The organism is Sinosporangium siamense, from assembly GCF_016863435.1.
Classification (GTDB): domain Bacteria; phylum Actinomycetota; class Actinomycetes; order Streptosporangiales; family Streptosporangiaceae; genus Sinosporangium; species Sinosporangium siamense.
In genome coordinates, this window is the sequence record NZ_BOOW01000028.1 from 150,533 (window position 1) to 170,107 (window position 19,575).

Genomic DNA, 19,575 nt, shown 5'->3' on the forward strand with positions numbered 1-19,575 from the left:
GCTACATCCATGAATGTTGTCATCCTAGGCGCCGGTCACATGGGTCGATATGCGGCCATCCAGCTCGCCGCATTGCCCTTCGTCCAGGACTTGGTGATCGGCGATCTCGACGAGGAGGCAGCCAGGAACGCGGCCGAGCCCCTCGGGCAGAAGGCCAGGCTGGCCCACGTCGACGTAACGAATCGTGACCAGCTGAAGGCCGTTCTGGAGGAAGCCGACGTCGTGGTCTCGACCGTGGGGCCCTTCTTCCGGCTCGGGGCCGCCGTTCTCGATGCCGCAGTGGAGATGGGATGCCACTACGTGGACATCTGCGATGACCCGGCCCCGACCCTGGAGCTTCTCTCCCGCGACGCTGCCGCACGCGAGGCCAAGATCACGGCCATTGTGGGTGCCGGAGCAAGCCCCGGCATCAGTAACCTTCTCGCGCTCAAGGCGATCGAGGGACTGGAGGAGATCGACACGCTTATCACCGGCTGGGGCACAGGCGGCCAGGAGGAGGACCCGGAAGAAGCCGAATCCTCTCACCATGGAGCATCGGCCGCGGTCGAGCACTGGGTCTCCCAACTTGTCGGCCCCATCCCGATCCAGGACGACGGCCGGCAGGTCGAGGGAAAGCCCATGGCACCCACCTCGATACGCCTGCCCGGCTCGGCGCCCATCACCGCCTACACCGTGGGGCACCCCGAACCGGTGACCTTGCCGCTCTACTTCCCGGCGATCCGCCACTCGGTCAACGTCTTCGACATGCCCGGCGCGGTCATGGTGCTGCTGGAGGAGACCGTCAGTTCCGTCAATTCAGGTCGCCTCTCGGTGCCTGAGGCCTCGCGACTGCTGGCCGGGTCGTTGTATGAGGACCGGATCGGCCCCGGAGGCCTGTGGGGTGCCGTTCGTGCCGGTGCCGCCGCAGCACGTGAACGGGTCACGGGGAAGGACTACCTCCCGCAGATCTTCGCCCTGGCGACCGGGAGGCGTGCAGGCCGCCGTGAAACCAGAGCCACCGCCCTCAATGGGTATATCCCCGGAGGAATGGCTGGGGCCACCTGCATCCCGACCACGATCATGCTGACGATGCTGGCCGAGGGTGAGATCGATCGACTGGGAGTGTTCGCACCTGAGGCGGGTGTCGACCCCGACAGCTTCTTCGCACGCCTGGCACCCCACGTGGTGCGTGATGCGACCTCCGATGGCGAAGGCCCCGTTCGCTTCCTCATCGAGTGACAGAGCCCGGTCTTGCAACGCCGTACCTAAGGTCCGTGGATTTCGCGAGGCTCGCTGCCGCGCGCCCGGCGTACGCACAAGCCGGTCAACGGCAAGACCGCCGATCGCTCGGCGCCTACATCAAACCGCCTTTCAGAACACGATCGAGTGCTGCCCGGCCTGCGGGTCCCCATGCCGGCTTGCCGCCGGGAAGGCCCCGGTCGCCGTTCTGGCCCATGAGCATGAGGAACAGGCTCTTCAGGGCGGCCAGCCCGCGGGCGCGCCGGATCGTCCCCTCATCTGCCTGCGCGTATGCGTCGAAGAAGGGTGAGGCGGCGTCGGCGGGAAGGACGACCCATGCGGCCGCCAGGTCCCAGGCCGGATCGCCGGCGAACATGTCGCCGAAGTCGATCACGCCTGTGAGCGTCCCGTCCGAGACGACGACGTTCGCGGGATGAAGGTCGCCGTGCACCCAGAGCGGCGGGCCATCCCACCCGGGTGCCGCGACGGCGTCGTCCCAGACGGCCCGGACCTCGTCCGCGAGGTCGTCGGGGACGACGGCGTGAACGAAGTGGTCGAATCCGTCCGTGTACGTCTTGGGGTGGTCGCCGCGGTCCTCACTGATCGGCGCGTCTTCTGGCGCCTCCACGTGGAGTGCCTTGAGGAAGCCTGCCAGAGTGTCGGCCGCGTGGTCGCCGCGGCTGATGGAGGTGTAGTCCAGTGGCTCGCCGGGGACCCACGTCATGATGGTCCAGGGCTTCGGGAAACGCGCGGACGGTTCACCGATCCGTACGGGGTTGGGGACCGGAAGCGGCAGGCGCGGGGCCAGGACGGGCAGCCATCGGCACTCCTTGCGCAGGAGGTCCGGGGCACCTTCTGTACGCGGCATGCGCACAGAAAGGTCGTCCCCAAGGCGCCACATTTGGTTGCCCCACCCACCCGCCACTTCGCGGATGGCCAGCCCCGCGAGGTCCGGATGCTGCTCCTGCAGCAGATCATGGACCAGGTCTGCGGTGATCTCAATCTCGGAGTCGGTCATGCGAAGCCACACTACTGGGGCCAGGATTCTGGGCCGAGCACCCGCCGAAACAGAGCCTCCCGGACATCGTCCGGGGACAGGACCCGCAACGGGATACCCAGACCGAGGAGATACCGGGCCAGCTCGTCGGCGTCGTTGGCGCCGATCTCCACGACGGTGGCATCGGTGGCGGCTGCTCCTCTGGCCCCGATCGAACAGAGATTCACACACCGCCCAACGACTCGAAGAGCTTCAGGCGACACGAACCGGATCACGAGACGCTACATGGCATCCTGCCGCTCCAGCCATTTCAAAATGGCTTGGTTTGTTTCTTCCGGCATTTCTTCCTGGATCCAATGACCGCAATCCAGACTGACCACTTCCACATTGGGCACGAACTCTGCCAGCTTTTCAGACCTCGCGACCACATCCCGGTCGCCATAGATCATGAGTGCCGGCTGCTGGATGATCGGGTCCACGTCCGCCAGCAGGTGCCAGTTGCGGTCGAGGTTCCTGTACCAGTTGATGCTGCCCGTGAATCCCGACGATTCGAATGCGGAGACGAGGACGGCCAGTTCGCTGTCGCTCATGACGGGCTCACCGAGTGGTGTTTCCGCTCTGGCGAGATCGATCAGCGCCATGCCTGGCTGAGGCTCTCTGGGGGGCTCGTTCTTCCGGTACAGGTTGCGAAGGAACTGGAATGTGTTTTCCGCGAATACGGCGTCCGCGACGCCTGGCTGCCGATTGAAGTGGACAAAATAGAAGTCGCCGCCAAGCACCGCTTCCATGAACTCGATCCAGGGCACTTCTCCGCGCTCCTGGTAAGGCAGGCTCAGGTTGATCACCTTGTTCACACGGCTAGGGTGCAGCAGGGTCAGTCCCCAGACGACGAACGCACCCCAGTCATGGCCAACGAAGGTGGCGTCTTCGTATCCATAGTGGTCGAGGAGTGCGACGAGGTCACCCGACAGGTGTTCAATATCGTAGTCCGTCACTTCGGTCGGACGGGATGAGTTGCCGTAACCCCGCTGGTTCGGGACGATGGCGTGGTAGCCCGCTGCGACAAGGGCGGGCACCTGATAGCGCCAGGAAAAGGCGTGCTCCGGCCAGCCGTGACAGAGCACAATGGGTTTTCCCGCATTTTCCCGGCCCGCTTCGAAGACCTCGAGCTCCACACCGTTGACCGGAATAAGGGCGGGCTTGGGAAAATCGGCTGGATTAAACATTTCATTTCCTCTCTATCTTTTCGGGCGATCAGGCGACCAAGGTTCCCGAAGACAGCGTCGGCGCACCCCTGACAGGCCGAGGGGCGCTCGCTTGCGATCGACCTCGTCGGTGAGGTCATGTCGCCATCTTGCCTGGCGAAACCGGTCACCTCATGACCGGTTTTCTGTGAAAGTGTGGTCGGCATGCGAACCGACCGGCTGGTGGCCATCCTCCTCCTGCTGCAACGGCGCGAGCAGGTGACTGCACCAGAGGTCGCCCGAGAGCTGGAGGTCTCCGAGCGCACCGCCCGCCGCGACCTCGACGCACTGGCCATGGCCGGGGTGCCCGTGTACTCCGTGCAGGGCCGAGGCGGCGGCTGGCGCCTCGTGGGCGGCGCCCGCACCGACCTGTCCGGGTTGACCGCGAGTGAGGCCCGCGCCCTGTTCCTGGTCGCCGGCCAGGCCTCGGCTGCGACGCCGGCCGTGAAAGCAGCTCTGCGAAAGCTCGTCCATGCCCTGCCGGAGCCCTTCCGGATGCAGGCCGAGGCGGCGGCGTCATCGTTGGTCATGGACCCGCAACGATGGGGGGCGAGTCGGATCGAGCACCGACCACCTCGCTTCCTCGACGAACTCCAAGACGCGGTGATCCGCGGCGTCCAGGTGCGGCTCGGCTACGTCGACAGCAAAGGCGCCGAAACCGAGAGAACCGTCCACCCGCTGGGCATCGTCGCCAAAGGTCCGTCGTGGTAGCTCGTCTCCAACACCGAGGCCGGCCGGCGGACCTTCCGGATCGACCGCGTGTCATGCGTCGAGCCGACCGGCGATCCCGTGCACCGGCCCGAGGGGTTCGACCTTGCCGAGAGCTGGAGGGAGATCGCCGACGAGGTCGACCGCAGGCGAACGCCCCTCGAGATCCAGGCGATATGCGTGCCCCACGGGATAGGCCTGCTCCGGATGGGGCTCGGCGATCGGCTCGAGGTGGGAGGTTCCACGGCCGACGGCCGCATCGAGGTCGTGATCCGCGGTTACAACGAGCACACGCTCGCCGGCGAGCTTGCCGGGCTGATCGAATGGCTCGAGGTGACCGGCCCTCCGGGTGTGCGAGACCATCTGGCCTCGATCGGCAACGCGCTCGTCGAGCGATACGGCTGAGACCGTCCCATAGTGTCGAAGTGCGGATCAGCAGCACTGTCACGAAGGGGTGACGCTTCCCGCGCCGGCACGGCGGGCGAGACGCCGTTTGCGGCTGGCGACACGGTTCCAGCACTCCAGCAGAAGCGGGGCCAAGAACGCCGCCCCAGCCACCCCTACTACTGAGTACGGAAACTCATGCGCTGCGCCGGACCACGCCGGCAGCCTTTGGGCGTATGAGCGTGAGCGCAAGCTTGGGGGGCTGGGCAAAGGAGTACGACGGGCCGGTGGCGTTTCTGGTCGCAGTCGGGGACCTGGTCGCTGTCCGATGTCCTGTTGTGGTCGGCGATCGCGTCCGGGATCATGTTCGGCGCACCGAACGACGGAGAGCAGGCGGCCATGCAGCAGGCTCAGGACGCTCTCCCCAATGGCCAGCAGGCGCTGAACCAGGAGGCAGCATCAGCTCGGGCCGGCGGTCGTGGTCGGCGTACCTCCACCACGCCAGGGTGCCCATCACGCCGGCCGCGCCGGTGGTCAGGACGAGCAGGATGCTGAGGGGGCCCGGAGAGGCAGTGGCCGGGACCGGCGATGCCCGCGCACAGGCCCGGGACCGAGTCTTCTTCGCCACCCGGGAGGGCAGAGTGCGCGCCCCGATGGACCTGCAACTCTGGCTAACGGAGGACTCGGTAGCGAAGATGAGCCTCACTCGCGAAGGCTGATGTATCGAGGCGCTCAAGCTCGATGTGCCGCCCAAGGCCTGCGAACAGCGAGATGCCGTCGCCGAGCAGGACCGGCGCAACGTCCAGGTGGAGCTCGTCGACGAGACCGAGCCGCAGGCACTGTCGTGAGATGGTTCCTCCAAGCAGGCTGACCCAGCCGTCCCCGGCCGCTTGCGTGGCCAGCCTGACGGCCTCGTTGATGTCGTCGACGACGAAGTTGTACGTGGTGCCGTCGCGCTCGATCGGCTCATGGGCGCTGTGGGTCATCAGGTAGACCGGGACCTTCAGCATGCCGCCATACGGGATCTCGCCGTCCTCGATGGTCTGGGTCTTGTTCGCGCCGCCGACCACCGCGCCGATCCGGCTCATCACTGTCCCGACGACGGCGTCATCCTCGGGAGCGGAGGGTCGGCCGAACATCCAGTCGACCCCGCCGTCCTCCTTTGCCATGAACCCGTCAAGAGTGATGGTCGCGTGGACGATCACGGTAGCCATAAGCCGCTCCTATCTCCAAGAGGTGAGTCGATCGACTCACCTCTATTAACCTACATCGTGTTCGTAATGGTGAGTCAATGAACTCGCCTCGATGAGATAGTGAACGGATGACACGTGGACGCTCCTCGTACCACCGTGCGGTGGCCGCGACCAATCGCGAGGCGATCCTCGGTGCCGCCGCGCAGCTCTTCCTGGAGTTCGGGTACGACCGCACGCCACTGGCACGTGTCGCCGAGCGCGCAGGGGTGTCCAAGGCGACGCTCTTCAAGCAGTTCCCGACCAAGGCCGAGCTCTTCGAGGCAACGGTGCTCGCGGCAGGCGGATCGCCGGCTCCGGAACGGGTCGAGATCCCGACCGGCGACCTCTACGCGGGCTTGGTGGTGCTAGGTCGCGCGTATTCGGAACTGTTGACTCGTCCTCGCATGGTCGCCCTGATGCGAACGGTGATCGCCGAATCGCACCACTTCCCCGAACTGCGCGAGCGGACCTTCGACTTCGGCACGCTGCCTGTGCTGCAGGCGCTGGGGCGCTATCTGCGGGAGGCGCACTCCGCAGGAAGCGCCGACATCGATGATCCGGATCTGGCATCCGCACAGTTCCTCGGCATGATCGCGTCCGCGATCTTCTGGCCGCGCCTCACGCACGGTACGTGGTCGATCACCAAGGAAGAGCAGTCGCGAGCGGTCGACGAAGCAGCCCGAACGATCGCCGCGCGCTTCGCAACTCCCTGACGTGATCATCCGCGTTCGGGGTAGTGCCCAACCTTAGGCGTACAGCCCCTCCTCGCCCGGCACCGCGCCATGCTGGAGCAAAGTGCTGCCGCCGCCGACAGCGCCGGCCCGGCTGAGCGCAAGGCGCACCGGGTGTACGCCGCTCGCGTCGCAGCCGCCGAGGCCATCCGGCCGCATAGGCCGTGACCTGCGAAAACCCTTCGGCGAGACACATGCGAACGGAAAGTCACGGCAAGCCGCTCCACTCCGCGCTGCTAGCCGGAATTTTCGTTCGGATGCTCGTCATGCCCCGTGTCCGGCCTGGCTGCGCGATCCTGTCCCCTTGGCCGATCTTTCTTGATGCGCGGATGGCTGAGGAGATGCACCCGGCGTGGGAGGAGGTCGTCGACGACCTGGACGAGGAGGGGGCGGGATCCTCATCGTCGAAGAACGCGACGGCCCGCCTCGGCGCCGGTGGATGCGCTACCGCATGCCGGTGACGGTGGAGGTCGATCCCGACACCGACCGGACCACCCGGGTGGTGGGGGAGCCACCGGAATACGGCCGGCATGGGCCTCCGAGTGGCAGGACCTTTCAGACACAGGTTTCCGGACGGCATTCGTGCAGGCGGGCTCGCCGTCCGAGAACGTCTACCTTTCCGGACAGCGAGCGGCAACCCGGCAACGCCGCAGCTCAGAGGCTCGGCGGCCCGAATCTGCCAGTGTGGCACCCGTGGTGCACGGGATGCGGTGTGGCCTGGTCAGCGCAGTCGGAGACCAGGCCGCAGGGTGCGGCGCCGGCCGCTAGGTTCCGGCGGTGCGCTCGCGTTCGTATTCGGCGTTGATCCGCAGCGCCTCGGCGAGCTGGTCTTCCAGGATGATGATCCGGCAGGCTGCTTCCACGGGAGTGCCCTGATCGACGAGCTCTCGGGCACGCGTGGCCAGGCGCAGTTGGTAACGGGAGTAGCGGCGGTGGCCGCCGCCGGAGCGTTTCGGCTCGATCAGGTGGGCGGCGCCCAGGGCCCGCAGGAATGTGGGGGTGACGCCGAGCATTTCGGCGGCCGCGCCCATGCTGTAGGCGGGGTAGTCCTCATCGTCGAACCGGTCTTCGGCCGTGCGTTCGGCCGTCGTTTCCGGAATCCTGCCGCGAGCCAGTGTGTCACCCTCGGCAGCCGAGCGACGTTGATCCATACATTCCCTTCTCGTCACGTGCAGGGGCCCCGGCGCCTGTTGCGCCGGGGCCCCGAAAGAGTTCAACACCATCTACCGGCCATCCGGCCGGCCTACTGTTGTGCGCATCCGCCGCGGAGAGCGGCAGTGATGCGCGGATCGCGGATGCGTGACCGTAGACCACCTTCCAATCCCGTGGAACTGCGGTACCCGAGCGGCGGAACTTCAGCCGGCAACGGGCGATCCCGATGGCGTCAACACTCCCTTCTTCTTACTCTTTCGGACCACTTATCAACTTCACCTTCGGCAGCGCGTCCACGATCAGGGCCCTTATCCACTGCACTGGCCCGTCACGTCCGACCTTCTGCCGTCAACCTTTGACTTCATCTTGCTGCGGGCAGTTCGTCGTGATGCCAAAAAACTACTTCGCTGCCCGGTGGATCCGTTTCTTGCGATGTCAGAAATCATAATGCCCACACTCACGAATGTCTACCATCGCCACTATAGATTTTCAGCTCCGGGCATGGCAGCCTTCCGCCCGGCAGCTGCGCGGCTGGCGTCTGGCGTCTGGCGTCTGGCGTCTGGCGTCTGGCGGCGAGGGCATACCAGTGCAGGTGTCGCCATACCCGGGTGAGTTCCAGCGGGCGAGCGGGCGTGGCGCGCACGGCGGCCCGGTACGGGCCGGTGCCGTGCTGTTTGGCGAAGGCGTGCGCGTGGACAAGGGCCGCCGCCCCGAGCATGTCCCGGGCCCCAAGGTAATCCGGCGTAACCGGGGGCTCCCGGACGGCTTGACATAAAGGGACTCAGCTCGACCTGCGGAAACGTCCGATACGCCGATCCCCAGTGACGGTCCGCCCTTGGCCCGGGGGCTCACCGGCGGCCCTGACCTGGCCCCTGTCCGAACGGCCCGTTTCCCAGGCGTACGGCGGGGGTGGCGGACGGCGACCCGCCGCTCACCGACCCCATCGCCGCCACCGGCGCGGTCCGCGACTTCCGCCGCCACCTCAAAACGACGCCGCTCCTCGGTCCGTACGGCCGGCCACGCTGTCTGTGAAACGGCGGCGCCCCGGAGTTCCTCGCCCACACCGAATGGGGGTTCCCATCACCGACGACAACCGCCTGTTCGAGAAGCTCAGTTTGGAGGGTTTCCAATCCGGGCTCGGCCGGCGCGCCATGTGCTCCAGCGTCCCGTAGGTGGCGCTGGTGTTGGCGCGCCACAGCCGGGTGTCGGCCAGGTCGGCCGAGGCGATGCGCCCGCTGCCCAAGTGCCGGACGATGTCGATGCCGGGTCCGCCGGAGCGGGGTTCGGACGGTTGACCACGGCCATCACATGCCTCCTCAAGGCGAGGCTCTCCCTGTGCAGCGCGGGGATCACCGTGGTCATGCGGTTCGGGTGAGCCTTGTCCGGCTCCTGCAAGTCGTGGCCATGGGGAGCCCGTCGTGCCGGGGCACGAGCTTCTAGCGGATCACCCGGTATCTCAGGTGGGTGACGAGTCCGGAGCCCGAGGGGTCGCCGATGGGGTCAAGGGTGATGTCCCCGACGTTGTCGAACAGCCGCTCGCCTCTGCCGAGGATCACGGGCGCGACGTGCACGCGCAGTTCGTCGATGAGCCCTGCCGCCCGGTACTGGTTCACCGTCTCCGCGCCGCCGGCGATGGCGACGTCGCGGTCGCCGGCGGCTTCGCGCGCCTGGGCCAGTGCCGCCTCGATCCCCTCGGTGACGAACGTGAAGGTCGTGCCGCCTTTCATCGTCAACTGCCCACGCGCGTGGTGAGTGAGGACGAAGACCGGCGCGTGGTACGGCGGTTCGTCGCCCCACCAGCCCTTCCAGTCCAGGTCCCAGGCGCCGCGGCCGGGGGTGAACATGTTGCGGCCCATGATGAAGGCTCCGGCTGCGGTGATGCCCTCGATCGCCGCGGTGTGCTTCTCGGATTCGTCGAACATCCACCGGTGCAGGCGGTCCTCCGCGCCTTCGCCGATCGGGTTCTCCAGGCTCTGGTTCGGTCCTGCCGCGAAGCCGTCGAGGGACGCCGACATATCACAAGTGACCTTGCTCATCTCACTGGCTTCCGTGTAGTCCGACGCTCGTCTGGCGCCGCGTTCAAACAGGGGTCGGAGCCGTCCATCTGTTCTCTACATGCCGGTGGGAAATCTTCGCAGGGTGCGCCGAACGGTGTGCGGGGACGGTGCGTGGCCTCACATTCCGGGGGGCTGTGTCGTCAGACAGGTCAGGACGCCCCTACTTCACCGGCGCCGAGGCACCCAAAGGAGAAACCATATGTCAACGGCTCAGGCAGCGATCAACAAAGCGACGTATAGCCGCTTTCACGATGCCGTGAACACTCGCGATCTGGAGATCATCTCGAAGGCGATCGACGAGGTCGTCGCGCCGGACGTGCGGTTCCACACGCCGGCGCCGATCGATGCGACGGGGATCCAGGCGTTCAAGCGGGTGTGGGCGGTGCTCCTGCCCGCGTTCCCCGACATTCACGTCGCGGTGGAGGATCTGATCGCGGAAGGGGACAAGGTCGTCTCCAGGAACACCGTGACCGGGACCCACCAGGGCGAGTACAGGGGCCTTGCGCCAACCGGCAAGTCCGTCGTGTACCAGGAGATCTTCGTCTTCCGTTTCTCCGACGGCCGGATCGCTGAGGTCTGGGGCGTCGTCGACCTCTACTCACAGCTGCGGCAACTCGGCGCCATTCCAGGCCCGTAGGCGGCCGTCACGGTGATGCCGGCATCGACGACTTGGTATGGATCGCACCACTTGGAGAGTCACAGCGGCGCTCAAGCGGGAGGGGCCAGACGACGCTGCAGGCGGCAGAGACGTTCACGGATCGAGTCGAGCAAGCTCAGCAACCCGTGGTGGACCGCGACCGCACTCCGGCGCTCGCCGACGCGGACCGGGAGCTGCTAGGCGAGACGTTGAGCGGCCTGAGACGAGTGATCGGCGAGCGCGGCGGCGCCGAGCAGCTGCTGCACGGCGAGCCGCACTCGGGCAACGCTCACCGACGATCAAAGTCCCTGGATCGGACTGCAGAGATCAGCCGAGCGTGAACGTCCTGGCGCGGATACGGCGCCGGCTGGGAGGGTGGACCTCATGATGGAAGACTTGCGAGACGCCGAGCGCCGACTCCAGGCCGCGCAGCTCGCTGGAGATGTCGAGGCGCTGGATCGACTGCTGGATGACCGGCTGATCTTTACCTTCGGTGCGAACGTTGCGACCAAGGCGGACGACCTGGAGCTGCACCGCACTCGGACGCAGGTGGTGACGAAGGTGGCCGAGGAGGAGTTGACCGTGCTCGCCGATGGGCGCACTGGGGTGACATGGTTTCTCGGCACCCTCGAAGGGACCGTCTCCGGTGCGCCGTTCGCGGCCAGGATGCGCTACACCCGCACTTGGCTATACGACGAGACGCACGGCTGGCGAATCATCGCCGTGCACGCCGGCACAGCCGATTGACATAGCCGACACGTTGTCCGACGACCGGCCGGATGGTCGCCGGCGAGGTTCGACCGCCCCCGGGGGGGGCCGACGCTGGAAGCCGGGCTATCCCGGCAAGATCAAGGACTGGATCTTGGTATCCCGGCTCCGGCCCATGCACGTTAGCAGAGCTGAGTCGAGCGGCTTACCGTGACTTTCCGTTCGGATGCGTCCGGTGAGAGCGTTTTCGCAGGTCACGAATTTGCGTGTGGGCTGGCGGGATTGTGATGTGAGGTCCACCGGGCTGCAGTCTGAGTCGGCCGCTAGCGATTGCTGTTGTCGTGAACGCGCCGCGCGACCGATCAGGGGCGCCGGTAAGAACGCTGTCATAGGCCCCAAACGGCGTTGATCTGGGCCCGGCGCTCGGGTCGGTGTCACCAGACGCAAAGTAGAGCGTCCGAGCTGGTCGGAGGGCCCGGACTGCGGGTGGCCGCAGGAGTGGCTACGGCTGTGGACAACCGGGGCGGGGCAGTGGCCGAATCATGGCGAGGGGATGATCTCGGTCACGCCGTCCACGATCTCACGCCGATCTCACATAATTAGCATTATGTGAGATGAAAATTCGGCTGGAGGAGTCCGAAGCTCGCGATGGAGAGCGACCGAGAGCACCACGAGCCCGACTCCGGCGAGCTCGGCGAGTGAGGGGACCTGCCGGAGCACCACGATGCCGATCACCGTTGCCGTGGCGGGGAGTAGCGCCACCAGCAGCGCGTACGTGGAGCGGGCCATGCACGACCAGGCCGACGCGTCGGCGCGAGGAAGCCGCAGCGGACGCGCCGGCCTGCTCGGTATGAGGAAGTGCCGTCACGCCGAGCGCGGGGCGATCATCGCGAGGAACTCGGCAAGCTCTACCTGGCCACCGTCGGGGATTGTTCTCCCACCGGCTGCTCGGCTACGCCATGTCCGAACACCACGATGCCGCGCTGCCCTGCGCCTCACTGCAGATGGCGGCGGCCACCTGCGGTGCCGAGGTGTATGGGGTGATCTTCCACTCGGAAAGCGGATTCAACTGATCGTCGCAACACCCGCGCCTGCCTGAGCTTCGGCGTCGATGCTGCCGACGGTCAGGTCGGTCAGCGCCGCGATGGCCTCGGCGACGGTGGCCCGCCCCCGGTTCAGCTCCGCGGCGATCGCCTCTGCCGCACCCAGCGCGCCGACGCAGCGCAGCCGGAGGGCTTCCTGCGTGAGCCCGGAGTACGGCCGCAGGGCGGTGGCCATCAGGTCCGTGTAGCCGTCGAGCAGTTTGCGCTCGATCGCCTCCATCTCCTGGTTCCCCTTGAGCGCGGCCGAGATAGCGGTCCACTCGGGCATATCGGTGGCGCACGCGAAGTAGGCGGCGCTCAGGACGCGGGCGATCTCACGGGGGACGGCCGGGGCATCACGCAGGGCCTCCTCCGAGGCGGCCCGGTGCCGCTCGTCGAGCCTCCGGTAGAGCGCGATCAGCAGTCCGGGGCGGGTGCCGAAGTGGTCGTAGACGATCGGCCTGCTCACTCCTGCGGCCTCCGCCAGGCTGAGCAGCGTGAGGCTGTCGGTGCCGTGGGCGCGCACGATCGCCATGGCGGTGTCGAGCAGTTGCTCCCGCCTGGCCGACTTGGACAGGCGAGTCGATCCCGTGGTCATCGTCCTCCCTTGCGTTGCCTCCCAGCATAAGCTACAAAATGTAAGTTACAGAATGTAAGTTAACGAAAGGGCATCACCGTGGAGCACTCCGTACTGATCATGGGCGGATCCGGCCAGGCGGGCGCGGGGACCGCAGCCCTCCTGCGCCGGTGGTACCCGGAGCTGCCGCTGACGATCGCGGGCCGCGATCTCGACCGCGCCCGGCGGGTCGCCGACGAGCTCGGCGGCGCGACAGCCGTGACCATCGATCTGCGGCGAGGCGACCTCGGCCTCCAGGAGACCGACGGCTACTCGGCGGTCGTGGCAACGGTGTGGGACAGCCACCTGAACGGACTGCGTTACGCACAGGACCGCGGCCTGCCGTACGTCAGCATCTCCAGCGGCCTGGTCGACATCGGCCCCGAGGTTGTCGCCGCCGGCTTGCGAGCCGGCGCGGCGCCGATCCTGCTGGCCAGCCACTGGTACGCCGGGCTCGTCGTCCTCGCGGTGCTCGGCCTCGCCAGGGAGTTCGACCGGATCGACACCATCGAGGTCAGCGGCGTGCTGGACGAACAGGACAGCGGCGGGCCCGCGGCCACGGTGGACATGGCACGTCTGCTGGCCGCCACCTCGGCGGGGCACGTCCGCCGCGACGGCGTCTTCAGCTGGGTCAGCGGCCCCGACGCACAGGTGGAGGTCACCAGCGTGGACGGCGCCGTGCTGCCCGGCCAGATCGTCCCCATCCTCGACGTGCCGAGCCTGGCCATCGCGACGGGCGCCCCCAACGTCCGCTTCGCGTTCGCGATCGGTGAATCGGCGGGCAGGCGGCGCGGAGGGCCCGCGTCCACGGAGGTCAAGATCGACCTTGAGGGCGTGGACCGCGCGGGCGCACCACTCAGGACGAGCCGCTACCTCCTCCACCCGGAGGGGCAGCGCCCCCTGACGGCGCTCGGGCTCGCCCTCGGCGTCGAACGGCTGCTCGGCCTGCGCGGCGACCCCGTGCCGCCCGGCCTCCACACCCCCGAGGCGTTGATCGACCCCGCCTACGCGGCCGAGCGGATGGCGGAAATCGGCGCCACCTTCACCGACTCCGCCGATCGAGAATCGCGGGCGGCGCGCCCGTGAGACGACCTGATTCATGATGGCGCTGTCAGGCACGGGTCGCCCCGCCGAGCTCGCGGGTGCGGACGTCACTTGAACCGGCCTCGGGGAACATCGGTACAGCGGTTATCGGTGAGAACGATCATGGTCAGGGCGTCAGGGTGCTGACCCGGGTCTCGTACTCGCGTCGGGCCTTGCGCTGGGAAGGAACCGCAGGGCCCCGGCCGCCGTCGAGCGACTGGCAGCGGGCGAGGAGCCGGCGGTGTACGGCGGAGGCGGCGGTGTACGGCGGAGGCGGCGGTAACGCGCAGGGTGTAACCCTGGCCGCGTCGTACGGTGACGCCCTGGTCGAGTGCGGCCCGTTCGGCGGGCTCCAGTTCGGTGGTGCGGAGGAAGTCTGCGATCTTGCCCGGCATGTCGAGGGTGACCGGTAGCTCCAGGGCTTGGGTGCCCTCCTCGGCGGCGGTACGGTCGGGCAGGAGGTCGGCGACGGCGCTGGCCCACCGTCCGGCCATGCGTGACGGTGTTTCTACAGGCAGTCACCCTGCTGCCTGGGCGCGGGCGACCGCGCCACCCCCGTCACTTGGAGGATGAGATGGATCACCCCACGCCGTCCGGGTATGAGGCCCCGCAGCTGAGCCGCGTCGGCTCGTTCGCGAGCAGCTACAGCAAGGACACCAGCGACGACTCCGACGCCGGCCACTACTACACCAGCTGAACCATGGACACCGCCGAGCAGAGCGCCTGGTTCGTGTCCCTGCCCGATGCGGCCACCACGCGGGCGGCTGGTGACCTGCCGGCCCCGCCTAATGTCCGAACTGATCATGACCGTCTAGCCCGGCGATCACATTAACCCGGGCCTTCTGAGCGTGATCGAGCACGGCGGAACTCCCACACCCGAAAACCGCCTCTCCACTTGCCAAGTGGTTCCTCGCGGAGCAACTGGACCAGAAAACGGTCACCAGGAATCGCGCCGTGGATTCAGGGCTAAGGGTGCGATCTAGAAGGTTCCGCCTCAGTTGCCTCCGCACTTGAGTAACTTGTGACCACACTCGTGATCTTCAGCCAGCGGGCGGTCTCGGTTCAATGCCGGGGCTGCCAGTTGGAGTCCTACTCGCAATCATCCTGTCGGTGAAGCCGGAAGTCCTCGGCGAGATCAGGAAGGGAGTGAGTTCGACTATGAAGATCGCCAAGAAGGTGCACGCTCTCATTTCGATCCGCGCCATCCTGGCGGCTGGAGCGATCGGTAGCTCGCCCGCCTCTAATGATCACGGGCGCTCCTCATAGGTTCCCGGAATCTTCACCCAGTGAGCCGATGTGCCCACGCGGGCACACCAACCTGGTGGGACTCGAGCCACTGTAGAAAGCTTCACGCTAGACCACACGGTTCCTGCTGTCGGCAGGAGCTCAACCAAGCCCGTCAGGCGCGAATCGGTCAGCGGCAGGTCACCATGAGCGCGCCCAGGTGGGCGAACTCGGCGGCGACCGGGCGGCCGGGTTCCAGCGGGACAGCGTCGGTCATCCCGCCGGTGAGGACGATCCAGCCCTCCTCCAGGGCCAGCCCTCGCTCGGCGAGGGAGTTCGCGGCGAGCGCGAGCGCCCGCGCCGGATGGCCCTGCATGGCCGCGCCCGTCGCGGTGTCCACCACCGTCCCCGCCACACTCAGCACGCACGCCTCGAGCGCGAGGTCGAGGCCGGCCGGGTCCACTTCCACGTCACCCACCACGAACTGGGCCGACGACGCGTTGTCGGCGACCACGTCGAGGAGGGTGAACCGGAAGTCGCGGTAGCGGCTGTCGATCACTCCGAGGCCCGCGGACACGCTCCGCACCGCCGCCATCGCCGAGGCAGGGGTGACCCCGGGACCCTCCAACCGCCGACCGAGCGTGAAGACGATCTCGGGCTCCACCCGCGGGTGGATGAGGCGCTCGGTCCGCACGTGCGCGCCGGCGTCGAGCACCATGCCGTCGGTGAGCCAGCCGGTCAGCGGGGCGTCCACGCCCATCCGCCGCTGCTTGGCACGCGAAGTGAGTCCCAGCTTTACGCCGACGATCCTCTCGCCTCCGGCGATTCTGGCCGCCACCAGCTCCGACTGCACCTGGTAGGCGGTGCCGAGGTCCAGGCCGGGCCAGTCCTCGGTGATGGGGTGGCGCGCCGTACGGGTCGACTCCGCCGCGCGCAACTCTTCGACGGCCCGAACGACCGTCCATGTGTTCGTCGTCATGGTGACCAAGGTGGACCGGGACGGCCACGGCTTCGACCTGACGTTCCCGCATACCGGAAATCCGGATAGTTGCGTCCGTCACTATCGGTCCTACGGTCACTCCAACCCGCCGTCGTGCCTTGAGGCGGGAGAAACATCCCAGGCTGGAGGAATCCGTCGATGAACAGACAGGAACTCAAGGTCGTCGGCGCGTCGGCCGTCGGCACGGTGTTCGAGTGGTACGACTTCTTCCTCTACGGCGCGCTCGTCCCCGTGATCGGCAGCAGGTTCTTCAGCGACTACGGCACGGCGGCGCAGACCGTGTTCGCGCTGTTGACCTTCGCCGCCGGGTTCATCGTCCGCCCGATCGGCGCGCTGGTGTTCGCCCGGATCACCGACCTGGTCGGCCGCAAGATCGTGTTCCTGATGACGCTCGTGCTGATGGGCGCCTCGACGGTCGCGGTCGGCTTGCTGCCCACCGCGGACGAGATCGGCATCCTGGCCCCCATCCTGCTGGTGACCTGCCGCATCCTGCAGGGACTCGCGGTCAGCGGCGAGTTCGGCGCGGCGATCACCCACGTCTCGGAGTACGCCCCCGCGCGGCAGCGCGCGTACTTCGTCGGCTGGCTCACCGGCACCACGCAGGCCGGCGAGCGCGTGCGCGAGCGTGGACTTGCCCGAACCCGACTCGCCGACCACCGCCACGATGCGCCCGGCCTCCACCGTCAGGTCGGCGCCGTCCACGGCGGGCCGGCCGCGCCCGTACGGCCCGTAGCGGACGCTTAGGCCACGTACGGCCAGCAGGGGTGTCATCGTGTCTCCGATCGCGTACGCAGTACGTGGCCGAGGTGGTTGACCGCGAGCGCCACCGCGGTGACGACGAGACCGGGCACGGTCGTCAGCCACCAGGCCGAGGCGAGGAAGGGGCGTCCCGCGGCGACCAGCGAGCCCATTCGGGCGCCGGGGACGGGGGCTCCTAGACGGCACCGCCAGGGTCACGGTCGGCAGCACCAGACCGGCGAGCCCGTCCTCGGCCCTGGCGGGGAACAGCGGCAACCTGAACGAGAACGCCGGCAACAGCACCAGCTTGAGCCAGAAGGTCGTGACGGACAGCGACAGGCCGGGCAATGCGCCGAGCGAACGGCGCAGCCACATCCACCGGGTGTGCGCGGCCCACCAGGCGATCAAGAAGCCGAGCGGGAGCGCTGGCGGCAGCGCGCCCGCTCGGGCGGCGTTGAAGCGCAGCATCGCGATGTCGCCGAGCGGGCTGGCCCCGAGCGGGTGGGTCGCACCAGTTGCGCAGGCTCTGCCGAGCCTGCTCGGGATGGGCAGCCAGCAGGGCCTGCAGCCGGGTCAGGTCGCGTTGGTTGAGGATGTCGCGCCGCTCGACTTCGGCCTTCAGCTTCGCCCAGTTGGTGAAACCGTAGTCGCGGGCGATCGCCGGCTGGGCGGCGTTCAGCGTCGGATGCTCGGTGATGGCGGCGAGGCGGGAGGTCGCGGCGTCCTCGCCGGCCTGGGCTGCGCGCAGGAGCTCTGTGGCCTGGCGGCGCAGCTGGGCGAGGTCGGGGCGGTCGGGAAGCTGGGGCATGACATCTCCCTGGCGAGCCGGTGGTCCGCATACCAGGCCGAAAGGAGATCGCCTGTGTGCTGATGGCTGTGCTGCGGTGAGGTGGACTCTGTCCTGCCCGCGGACCCGGAGGCGCCCTCCTGCGCCGTGGGCTCCACCCTAGCCGGGAGCGGCCTGCGGCGCAGGGCGTCAGGCGTGAGGTCGTAGTCGGTGCCGGGCAGGCGGGCGAACTCCGCGGCGACCTCCTGCTCGCTCCACCCGCGTGCGACCTCCGCCGCGATGTACCGGATAACGTGCCGGAGTCGCGCAGCGTTCCGGCGGGACTTTGTCCTGGTCGGCGTGCCGCCATGATCGCTTATACGTGAAAATAGACGATTATCACGTACATGCCTTGCCATCGTGGAGCCCTTCGAGCTCATATCACCGGCTCGTGCCGGTGCGGATGATTTCGCGTGGAATGAGACGTAGGGCGGTCGCGGCTGCCATCAGGCACATGCCGATGGCGATGGCGATGGCTGCGAGGGTGCCCCTGTCGGGGTCTGTCGCGACGACCGCTCCGAGTAGTGCGACCCCGATGACGCCGCCTGTCTGCCGGGCCGTGTTCAGGGCACTCGATCCCATGTTCTGGTGCCGGTCGGGGGCGAACGTCATGACGGCGAGCGTCTGGGAGGGTGCGGAGAGCCCCATGCCGATGGAGAAGACGCAGAAGCCGGCTGCGATGAGTGGATACGGTGCGGAGGCGACGGTGAGAGGCGCGAGTCCGATGGCCGAGAGGGTCATTCCGGTGGCCAAGCCGGTACGCGGGCCGAACGCGGTGATGAAACGGGCACCGAGAAAGGTCGAGGCGAGGGTGGCGGCCACGGTCAAGGGGAGGAAGGCCAACCCGGTCTGCAAGGCCGAGTAGCCACGTAGCTGCTGGAAGTTGAACGTGTAGACGATCAGCATCCCGTAGAGCGTGAAGTTGTACGTCGCACCACCGAGCAGGCCGGCGAGCACGGGACGCGCGGCGATGATGGCGGGGGGCAGGAGGACCTGTCGCCCGTCTCGCGCCCAGGAATACTGCGCGGCGACGAACACGACGAGGGCCGCGGTGCCGCCCACGAGAGCCGTGAGCACGGCGGGGTTGAGCCAGCCTGCGACGCTCGACTCCACCAGCGCCCACACCACGGCGGCGAGGCCGACGATCACGAGGGCCTGCCCGCGGATGTCGAACGACACGCGTTGCAGCGGAACCTCAGCCACGTGTCGGGCGACAAGCCAGCCGGTGACGGCGGCGACCGGGATGTTGAGCAGGAAGATGCTCCGCCAGCCGAGAGTGTCGACCAGCAGTCCACCGACGAACGGGCCGATCACGAAGCCGATACCGCCTACGCTCACCCAGACCGAGACCGCTCTGGTGCGTTCGGCCGGCACGGTGAAGATGCGGGTGATCAGGGTCAGCGGTGCCGGGGCAAGGAGCGCTGCTCCCAGACCTTGGCAGGCGCGGCCGAGGACGAGCAGGCCCGTGTTGGGAGCGACAGCGCAGGCGATCGAGGCAACGGCGAACAACCCCAGTCCGGTCAGGTAGGCGCGTCGGGCACCGATCCGATCTCCGAGCCGGCCTGCGGACAGCAGCAGGGCGGCGAATATGAGCGTGTAGGCGTCGATGGCCCACAGTCCGCCGGCCAGGCTTGCGTGCAGGTCAGTACGTATCACTGGGATCGCGACGTTGATGACGTTCGCTTCCATGATGATCAGAGCGGTGCCGAGACAGAGTCCGGTGAGGCCCAGTGTCCGGCTGGTGGCATAAGCAGGTGGTGGTAGCCGATTTTGGGCAGCGTCAGGTGACACGGTCACTCCGATGGAGGTATGGGAAAGCACGCCTTCGTCGGGAGACGACGGCTGTGGCAGGTGCCGGGGTGCTCGGCCGCGCGCCGAAGCCGCCGAAGGTTAATGGGCAGAGAAGGTTCCCGGTGCCTGTGGTGTCGCTAGCCGATG

General features: G+C 67.6%; 23 protein-coding genes and 2 pseudogenes. 12 read left to right on the top strand and 13 right to left on the bottom strand.

Annotated features, from left to right (window positions below):
* Window positions 1-9 precede the first annotated feature (9 nt).
* Window positions 10-1,218: a saccharopine dehydrogenase family protein gene (locus Ssi02_RS21675; RefSeq protein ID WP_204028427.1), complete on the top strand. Its 1,209-nt coding sequence runs from the start codon at window positions 10-12 to the stop codon at window positions 1,216-1,218.
* A gap of 115 nt (window positions 1,219-1,333) precedes the next feature.
* Here Ssi02_RS21675 and Ssi02_RS21680 read toward each other — a convergent pair whose 3' ends face one another.
* From Ssi02_RS21680 to Ssi02_RS21690, 3 genes are read right to left on the bottom strand one after another with little or no spacing between them, the layout of a single operon-like run.
* Window positions 1,334-2,236 carry an aminoglycoside phosphotransferase family protein gene (locus Ssi02_RS21680; protein ID WP_204028429.1) on the bottom strand — a complete coding sequence of 301 codons (903 nt, stop codon included), beginning with the start codon at window positions 2,234-2,236 and terminating at the stop codon, window positions 1,334-1,336.
* Window positions 2,237-2,247: 11 nt separating this feature from the next.
* Window positions 2,248-2,442, bottom strand: a complete 195-nt coding sequence (locus tag Ssi02_RS21685; RefSeq protein WP_204028431.1) for a WCX domain-containing protein — start codon at window positions 2,440-2,442, stop codon at window positions 2,248-2,250.
* 54 nt (window positions 2,443-2,496) lie between these two features.
* Window positions 2,497-3,441 carry an alpha/beta fold hydrolase gene (locus Ssi02_RS21690; protein ID WP_204028433.1) on the bottom strand — a complete coding sequence of 315 codons (945 nt, stop codon included), beginning with the start codon at window positions 3,439-3,441 and terminating at the stop codon, window positions 2,497-2,499.
* 183 nt (window positions 3,442-3,624) lie between these two features.
* Between Ssi02_RS21690 and Ssi02_RS40110 the strand changes: the two genes are divergently transcribed.
* Window positions 3,625-4,170, top strand: coding sequence for a helix-turn-helix transcriptional regulator (locus Ssi02_RS40110; protein ID WP_445009407.1), 546 nt, complete (start codon window positions 3,625-3,627; stop codon window positions 4,168-4,170).
* Between the two features lie 48 nt (window positions 4,171-4,218).
* Window positions 4,219-4,572 (top strand): WYL domain-containing protein, encoded by a 354-nt coding sequence (locus Ssi02_RS40115; protein ID WP_445009408.1) that lies wholly within the window; start codon window positions 4,219-4,221, stop codon window positions 4,570-4,572.
* Between the two features lie 650 nt (window positions 4,573-5,222).
* Here Ssi02_RS40115 and Ssi02_RS21700 read toward each other — a convergent pair.
* A complete protein-coding gene (locus tag Ssi02_RS21700) occupies window positions 5,223-5,765 on the bottom strand; it encodes a dihydrofolate reductase family protein (protein WP_204028435.1) in 543 nt (180 codons plus the stop codon).
* A gap of 140 nt (window positions 5,766-5,905) precedes the next feature.
* Here Ssi02_RS21700 and Ssi02_RS21705 point away from each other — a divergent pair, with 140 nt between their 5' ends.
* A complete protein-coding gene (locus tag Ssi02_RS21705) occupies window positions 5,906-6,496 on the top strand; it encodes a TetR/AcrR family transcriptional regulator (protein ID WP_239129304.1) in 591 nt (196 codons plus the stop codon).
* 347 nt (window positions 6,497-6,843) lie between these two features.
* Window positions 6,844-6,975, top strand: coding sequence for a hypothetical protein (locus Ssi02_RS39380; protein WP_275410728.1), 132 nt, complete (start codon window positions 6,844-6,846; stop codon window positions 6,973-6,975).
* Between the two features lie 303 nt (window positions 6,976-7,278).
* On the opposite strand, the gene Ssi02_RS21710 is transcribed toward Ssi02_RS39380, so the two are convergent.
* Window positions 7,279-7,545 carry a helix-turn-helix domain-containing protein gene (locus Ssi02_RS21710; protein ID WP_204028582.1) on the bottom strand — a complete coding sequence of 89 codons (267 nt, stop codon included), beginning with the start codon at window positions 7,543-7,545 and terminating at the stop codon, window positions 7,279-7,281.
* 1,030 nt (window positions 7,546-8,575) lie between these two features.
* Here Ssi02_RS21710 and Ssi02_RS39385 point away from each other — a divergent pair.
* Complete coding sequence (locus Ssi02_RS39385; RefSeq protein ID WP_275410729.1) at window positions 8,576-8,698, top strand: hypothetical protein; 123 nt, start codon at window positions 8,576-8,578, stop codon at window positions 8,696-8,698.
* A gap of 404 nt (window positions 8,699-9,102) precedes the next feature.
* Here the strand turns inward: Ssi02_RS39385 and Ssi02_RS21715 are convergent, their stop codons facing one another.
* Window positions 9,103-9,702, bottom strand: a complete 600-nt coding sequence (locus Ssi02_RS21715; RefSeq protein WP_204028439.1) for a dihydrofolate reductase family protein — start codon at window positions 9,700-9,702, stop codon at window positions 9,103-9,105.
* 220 nt (window positions 9,703-9,922) lie between these two features.
* On the opposite strand from Ssi02_RS21715, the gene Ssi02_RS21720 reads away from it, so the two are divergent.
* The 3 genes from Ssi02_RS21720 to Ssi02_RS21730 all read left to right on the top strand — a co-directional run bounded on the left by Ssi02_RS21720 (window position 9,923) and on the right by Ssi02_RS21730 (window position 12,141).
* Window positions 9,923-10,360, top strand: coding sequence for an ester cyclase (locus Ssi02_RS21720; RefSeq protein ID WP_204028441.1), 438 nt, complete (start codon window positions 9,923-9,925; stop codon window positions 10,358-10,360).
* Window positions 10,361-10,747: 387 nt separating this feature from the next.
* Window positions 10,748-11,107: a nuclear transport factor 2 family protein gene (locus tag Ssi02_RS21725; protein WP_204028442.1), complete on the top strand. Its 360-nt coding sequence runs from the start codon at window positions 10,748-10,750 to the stop codon at window positions 11,105-11,107.
* A gap of 890 nt (window positions 11,108-11,997) precedes the next feature.
* Complete coding sequence (locus Ssi02_RS21730; RefSeq protein WP_204028444.1) at window positions 11,998-12,141, top strand: hypothetical protein; 144 nt, start codon at window positions 11,998-12,000, stop codon at window positions 12,139-12,141.
* Here the strand turns inward: Ssi02_RS21730 and Ssi02_RS21735 are convergent.
* The gene (locus tag Ssi02_RS21735) at window positions 12,134-12,748 is read right to left on the bottom strand and encodes a TetR/AcrR family transcriptional regulator (RefSeq protein ID WP_239129305.1); all 615 of its coding nucleotides are present in this window, start codon (window positions 12,746-12,748) and stop codon (window positions 12,134-12,136) included. The two genes, Ssi02_RS21730 and Ssi02_RS21735, sit on opposite strands and share 8 nt — an antisense overlap.
* A 78-nt stretch (window positions 12,749-12,826) precedes the next feature.
* Here Ssi02_RS21735 and Ssi02_RS21740 point away from each other — a divergent pair, with 78 nt between their 5' ends.
* A complete protein-coding gene (locus tag Ssi02_RS21740; RefSeq protein WP_204028446.1) occupies window positions 12,827-13,852 on the top strand; it encodes a saccharopine dehydrogenase family protein in 1,026 nt (341 codons plus the stop codon).
* A gap of 65 nt (window positions 13,853-13,917) precedes the next feature.
* Here the strand turns inward: Ssi02_RS21740 and Ssi02_RS21745 are convergent, their stop codons facing one another.
* The gene (locus Ssi02_RS21745) at window positions 13,918-14,343 is read right to left on the bottom strand and encodes a hypothetical protein (RefSeq protein ID WP_204028448.1); all 426 of its coding nucleotides are present in this window, start codon (window positions 14,341-14,343) and stop codon (window positions 13,918-13,920) included.
* Window positions 14,344-14,423: 80 nt separating this feature from the next.
* Here Ssi02_RS21745 and Ssi02_RS21750 point away from each other — a divergent pair, with 80 nt between their 5' ends.
* Window positions 14,424-14,546: a lasso RiPP family leader peptide-containing protein gene (locus tag Ssi02_RS21750; protein WP_204028452.1), complete on the top strand. Its 123-nt coding sequence runs from the start codon at window positions 14,424-14,426 to the stop codon at window positions 14,544-14,546.
* A gap of 717 nt (window positions 14,547-15,263) precedes the next feature.
* Here Ssi02_RS21750 and Ssi02_RS21755 read toward each other — a convergent pair.
* Window positions 15,264-16,052, bottom strand: coding sequence for a 2-keto-4-pentenoate hydratase (locus Ssi02_RS21755; protein WP_204028454.1), 789 nt, complete (start codon window positions 16,050-16,052; stop codon window positions 15,264-15,266).
* 159 nt (window positions 16,053-16,211) lie between these two features.
* Between Ssi02_RS21755 and Ssi02_RS21760 the strand changes: the two are divergent.
* Window positions 16,212-16,622, top strand: a pseudogene (locus Ssi02_RS21760) (MFS transporter); the annotation flags it as partial.
* 96 nt (window positions 16,623-16,718) lie between these two features.
* On the opposite strand, the pseudogene Ssi02_RS39865 reads toward Ssi02_RS21760, so the two are convergent.
* The 4 genes and pseudogenes from Ssi02_RS39865 to Ssi02_RS21775 all read right to left on the bottom strand — a co-directional run.
* Window positions 16,719-16,844, bottom strand: a pseudogene (locus tag Ssi02_RS39865) (ABC transporter ATP-binding protein); the annotation flags it as partial.
* Window positions 16,841-16,984, bottom strand: coding sequence for a hypothetical protein (locus Ssi02_RS21765; RefSeq protein WP_204028459.1), 144 nt, complete (start codon window positions 16,982-16,984; stop codon window positions 16,841-16,843). The pseudogene Ssi02_RS39865 and the gene Ssi02_RS21765, both read right to left, overlap by 4 nt.
* A gap of 23 nt (window positions 16,985-17,007) precedes the next feature.
* Window positions 17,008-17,619 (bottom strand): hypothetical protein, encoded by a 612-nt coding sequence (locus Ssi02_RS21770; RefSeq protein WP_204028461.1) that lies wholly within the window; start codon window positions 17,617-17,619, stop codon window positions 17,008-17,010.
* A gap of 399 nt (window positions 17,620-18,018) precedes the next feature.
* Window positions 18,019-19,428, bottom strand: a complete 1,410-nt coding sequence (locus tag Ssi02_RS21775) for an MFS transporter (protein ID WP_204028463.1) — start codon at window positions 19,426-19,428, stop codon at window positions 18,019-18,021.
* Window positions 19,429-19,575 lie beyond the last annotated feature (147 nt).

Excerpts from the sequence above, each read along its gene's own strand:
- Ssi02_RS21735 (WP_239129305.1), bottom strand. The coding sequence starts at position 12,748 with ATGACCACGGGATCGACTCGCCTGTCCAAGTCGGCCAGGCGGGAGCAA.
- Ssi02_RS21765 (WP_204028459.1), bottom strand. The coding sequence starts at position 16,984 with ATGGGCTCGCTGGTCGCCGCGGGACGCCCCTTCCTCGCCTCGGCCTGG.
- Ssi02_RS21770 (WP_204028461.1), bottom strand. The coding sequence starts at position 17,619 with ATGCCCCAGCTTCCCGACCGCCCCGACCTCGCCCAGCTGCGCCGCCAG.
- Ssi02_RS21690 (WP_204028433.1), bottom strand. The coding sequence starts at position 3,441 with ATGTTTAATCCAGCCGATTTTCCCAAGCCCGCCCTTATTCCGGTCAAC.
- Ssi02_RS39380 (WP_275410728.1), top strand. The coding sequence starts at position 6,844 with ATGGCTGAGGAGATGCACCCGGCGTGGGAGGAGGTCGTCGACGACCTG.
- Ssi02_RS21745 (WP_204028448.1), bottom strand. The coding sequence starts at position 14,343 with ATGGCCGGACGGTGGGCCAGCGCCGTCGCCGACCTCCTGCCCGACCGT.
- Ssi02_RS40110 (WP_445009407.1), top strand. The coding sequence starts at position 3,625 with ATGCGAACCGACCGGCTGGTGGCCATCCTCCTCCTGCTGCAACGGCGC.
- Ssi02_RS21715 (WP_204028439.1), bottom strand. The coding sequence starts at position 9,702 with ATGAGCAAGGTCACTTGTGATATGTCGGCGTCCCTCGACGGCTTCGCG.
- Ssi02_RS21700 (WP_204028435.1), bottom strand. The coding sequence starts at position 5,765 with ATGGCTACCGTGATCGTCCACGCGACCATCACTCTTGACGGGTTCATG.
- Ssi02_RS21750 (WP_204028452.1), top strand. The coding sequence starts at position 14,424 with ATGGATCACCCCACGCCGTCCGGGTATGAGGCCCCGCAGCTGAGCCGC.
- Ssi02_RS21710 (WP_204028582.1), bottom strand. The coding sequence starts at position 7,545 with ATGGGCGCGGCCGCCGAAATGCTCGGCGTCACCCCCACATTCCTGCGG.
- Ssi02_RS21675 (WP_204028427.1), top strand. The coding sequence starts at position 10 with ATGAATGTTGTCATCCTAGGCGCCGGTCACATGGGTCGATATGCGGCC.
- Ssi02_RS21725 (WP_204028442.1), top strand. The coding sequence starts at position 10,748 with ATGGAAGACTTGCGAGACGCCGAGCGCCGACTCCAGGCCGCGCAGCTC.
- Ssi02_RS21720 (WP_204028441.1), top strand. The coding sequence starts at position 9,923 with ATGTCAACGGCTCAGGCAGCGATCAACAAAGCGACGTATAGCCGCTTT.
- Ssi02_RS21680 (WP_204028429.1), bottom strand. The coding sequence starts at position 2,236 with ATGACCGACTCCGAGATTGAGATCACCGCAGACCTGGTCCATGATCTG.
- Ssi02_RS21755 (WP_204028454.1), bottom strand. The coding sequence starts at position 16,052 with ATGACGACGAACACATGGACGGTCGTTCGGGCCGTCGAAGAGTTGCGC.